This window comes from Sphingomonas sp. NPDC019816 (genome assembly GCF_050274375.1).
Classification (GTDB): domain Bacteria; phylum Pseudomonadota; class Alphaproteobacteria; order Sphingomonadales; family Sphingomonadaceae; genus Sphingomonas.
The window spans coordinates 1-4,104 of sequence record NZ_JBNNOB010000210.1; the positions used below are offsets into that span (position 1 = coordinate 1).

The window sequence follows — 4,104 nt, forward strand, 5'->3', positions numbered from 1 at the left end:
GCGTGCCGGAGTGGCTGAAGAAGTGATGTCAGGTTCTGCGGCCTTCCTCCCCTGTAAGGGGAGGTGGCAGGCCGCAGGCCTGACGGAGGGGTGTCACCGGTTGCGATGATCGTTGCGGTAGCGAAGGGCCATGCCCCTCCACCATGGCTATCGCCATGGTCCCCCTCCCCAAGCGGAGCTTGGGGAGGATTAGAGTTGAGGGCGCGCGGTAGGGACATCAATGCGCCGCCCCCCAATTCTTGCCGACCCCGATCTCGACGCCGAGCGGCACCGACAGCGACACCGCCGGTTCGGCCGCGCCCGCCATAACCGCGCGGATCACCGCGCCCGCTGCTTCGGCATCCGCCTCGGGCGCCTCGAACACGAGTTCGTCGTGCACCTGGAGCAGCATCCGCACATGGCCGAGCCCTGCGGCGGCGAGCGCGGGTTCCATGCGGACCATGGCGCGCTTGATGATGTCGGCGCTGGTGCCCTGGATCGGCGCGTTGATCGCGGCGCGCTCGGCCCCTTGGCGCTCGCCCTGGTTGCGCGAGGCGATGCGCGGGAAATGCGTCTTGCGGCCGAACAGCGTTTCGGTGAAACCCTTCTCGCGCACGCTCGACAGCGTCTCGGCGATATAGCGGTTAATGCCGGGGAACCGCTCGAAATAGCGGTCGATCATCGCCTGCGCCTCGTCCGCCGACACGTCGAGCCGCCCCGCCAGACCCCAGCGCGAAATGCCGTAGAGGATGGCGAAGTTGATCGTCTTGGCCCGCCCGCGGGTGTCGCGATTGACCTCGCCGAACAGCTCCTTGGCGGTCAGGCTGTGGATGTCGTCGCCATTCGCAAAGGCGTCGCGCAAAGCGGGCACGTCGGCCATATGCGCGGCCAGCCGCAGCTCGATCTGCGAATAGTCGGCGGCGATCAGGACATGACCGTCCTCGGCGATGAACGCCTCGCGCAGCTGCCGCCCGACTTCGGTGCGGATCGGGATATTCTGAAGATTGGGCTCGGTCGAGGACAGGCGCCCGGTCTGCGCACCGGTCAGGCTGTAGCTGGTGTGGACGCGACCGGTCTTGGGGTTGATCTGCGCCTGGAGCGCGTCGGTATAGGTGCTCTTCAGCTTGGACAGCTGGCGCCATTCCAAGATCTTGCGCACGATCTCCGCCGCCTCGCCGCCGTCGCGCGCCAGGCGTTCGAGTTCGGTCACGTCGGTCGAATAGACACCCGACTTGCCCTTGCGCCCGCCCTTCAGGCCGAGCCGATCGAACAGGATCTCGCCCAGCTGCTTGGGGCTGCCGATGGTGAAGGGGGTGCCCGCCATCGTGTGGATTTCGCCCTCCAGTGCGGCAATCTGTCCGGCGAACTCGGTGGAGAGTTGCGACAGGCGTTCGCGATCGACCTTGATCCCGCGCCGCTCCATGCCTGCGATGACGGGGACGAGCGGGCGGTCGACCATTTCGTACACCCGCGTCACCTGCTCCATCGGCAGACGTGCCTTGAACCGCTTCCACAGCCGCAGCGTCACGTCGGCATCCTCGGCGGCGTAGCGGGTGGCGGTCTTCAGATCGACCTCGTGAAAGCCGAGCTGCTTCTTGCCGGTGCCGACCACCTCCTTGAAGGCGAGACAGGTGTGCGACAGGTGCGTCGCGGCCAGCTCATCCATGCCGTGGCCGTGCAGCCCGGCGTCGAGGTCGAAGCTCAGCACGATCGTGTCGTCATGTGGCGCGATGGCAATGCCGCGCTCACCCAGCACGATCATGTCGAATTTCAGGTTCTGGCCGATCTTCAGGACCGACGGGTCCTCGCACAGCGCCTTGATCCGCTCCAGCGCCGCCGCGACCGGGATCTGCACCGGCACTTCGGCCAGCAGATCGGTGCCGCCATGCCCGAGCGGGATATAGCACGCCTTGTTGGGCGCGAGGCACAGGCTGACCCCGACCAGTTCGGCCTGGGTCGCGTCGGTCGAGCTGGTCTCGGTATCGATCGCGACGAAGCCCTGGCGACGGGCGTCTGCGACCCATTGGTCGAGCGTCGCCAGGTCCTGCACGGTCGTATAACCGTCGAGATTGCACGGCTCGTCATCGTCCATCGGCGCGGCGGGCGCGGTGTCTCCGGCGGCGGGGGCGGGCGCGGCATCGTCGGTGATCTGGCCCATCTTGGCGATCAGCGAGCGGAAACCGTGATGCTCCAGGAAGGCGCGCAACGGCGCATCCGGGATGGTCGGATGCAGCGCCAGTTCCTCCAGCGGCTGCGGCAGCGGTGCGTTGCACTCCAGCGTGACCAGTCGCTTCGACAGCCGTGCATTCTCGGCATGTTCGATGAGGTTGTCGCGCAGCTTTCCCTTCTTCATCTCGGGGGCGGCGGCGAGGACGGATTCCAGGTCGCCATGCTCGACGATCAGCTTGGAGGCGGTCTTCGGCCCCACACCCGGCACGCCCGGCACGTTGTCGACGCTGTCGCCCATCAGCGCCAGCACGTCGCCCAACTGCTTGGGGCCCACGCCGAACTTCTCCTGGACGTACGCTTCGCCCAGCCGCCGGTTGTTCATCGTGTCGAGCATGTCGAGGCTGCCATCCTCGACCAGCTGCATCAGGTCCTTGTCGCCCGAGACGATCGTGACCTGCCACCCTTGCGCCATCGCGGCGCGTGCATAGCAGGCGATCAGGTCGTCCGCCTCCAGCCCCATCTCCTCGATGCAGGGCAGCGAGAAGGCGCGGGTGGCGTCGCGGATCATCGGAAACTGGGGCACCAGATCGGGTGGGGGCGGGGGCCGATGCGCCTTATACTGGTCGTACATCTCGTTGCGGAAGGTCTTGGACGACTTGTCGAGCACCACCGCCATATGCGTCGGCCCATCGGCGGCGTTGATCTCGTCCACCAGCTTCCAGAGCATGGTGGTATAGCCATAGACCGCCCCCACCGGCTCGCCATGCTTGTTCGTCAGCGGCGGCAGGCGGTGATAGGCGCGAAAGATATAGCCGGAGCCGTCGACGAGATAGAGATGGGGCATATGCGCGGGGTTTAGCGGATGCGGGAGGGGGTAAACAGCCCCTGATGTTGGCGGTTTTTCGGGCGTGTGGCGGATGGGCCACGCTCTGTGGCGTGGAGGCTGCTCTTGGACTATCGTTGCGCGAAACAGGTGCAGCGATATTATCCAATATGGATCAGGATGAGCTACGCCAACGACTGGCGGATATTCTCTCTGTGGAAGAACGACAGCCTGCCGATTGGGCGGAAGTCGAACGGCTGGTCCTCAATCTTCAAAGCGAGTTGCCGATCGACGCCACTCCAGAGGCCGTGCATCGCTATCTGGATGACGCCGATTTACGCTGTCGTGATGACGCATATGGGATGCGACAGAGGCAGGAGGTGCGCCGGTATGTTGAGCGAGGGGAGTATGACGACGGCATACCTATTCCACGGTGGGGATGCGCCTTGGTCCTGCTAGCCGGAGCGGGTCTTGTTGGATGGCTGTTAATTTAGGCCAGATTGACATTCAGATTGCTGGATATTCTTTCCTCCCCTGAAAGGGGAGGGGGATCATGCGAAGCATAGTGGAGGGGTGTCACCGTTGGTGAGTGTGGTTCAAACTGTCAGGCTGGGACACCCCTCCGTCAGGCCTACGGCCCGCCACCTCCCCTTACAGGGGAGGAAAATGTATCAGTTAGCCACCGCCACCGGCCCGCGTGGCGGTCCCGCCGCATTGGCCACCGCCGCCGCAACATTCTGGATCAGCTGTTGCCGCTTGCGAATATCCTCGGTCGTGTCGCCGATCATCACTGCAATGGCGAAGCGGCGGCCGTCCGGCGCCGTCAGCAGGCCGACATCGTTGAAGCCCGCATTGCGGCGGCCCAGATCCTGGCCCGTTCCGGTCTTGTGCGCAATGGTCCAGCCCGATGGTACGGCGGCGCGCAGGCGGGCATGGCCGGTGCGCGAGGCCTCCATCGTGTCGAGCAGGATGCGGGTCGAGGTCTCCGATAGCAACTCGCCGCGTGCCAACCGCGCGAGCGCATCGGCGATGGCGATCGGCGCGGCGCCGTCTGGCGGATCGCTGACATAGGCATCGAGCGCCGCCGTCCGCGCCGCCGGGTCGAGCCGGTTGCGCGCCGCCTGGAAGGCGCC

General features: G+C 65.6%; 2 protein-coding genes. Both read right to left on the minus strand.

The annotated features are described in order from the left end of the window. Nucleotides 1–217 precede the first annotated feature (217 nt). Nucleotides 218–2,992 carry a DNA polymerase I gene (gene polA, locus ACQKJZ_RS18465; RefSeq protein ID WP_427733052.1) on the minus strand — a complete coding sequence of 925 codons (2,775 nt, stop codon included), beginning with the start codon at nucleotides 2,990–2,992 and terminating at the stop codon, nucleotides 218–220. A 650-nt stretch (nucleotides 2,993–3,642) separates the two neighbouring features. After that, nucleotides 3,643–4,104 (minus strand): serine hydrolase (locus tag ACQKJZ_RS18470; protein WP_427733054.1); only part of this gene is annotated, 462 nt, incomplete at its 5' end.

Coding starts and splice junctions, on each gene's coding strand:
- polA (WP_427733052.1), bottom strand. CDS start 2,992: ATGCCCCATCTCTATCTCGTCGACGGCTCCGGCTATATCTTTCGCGCC.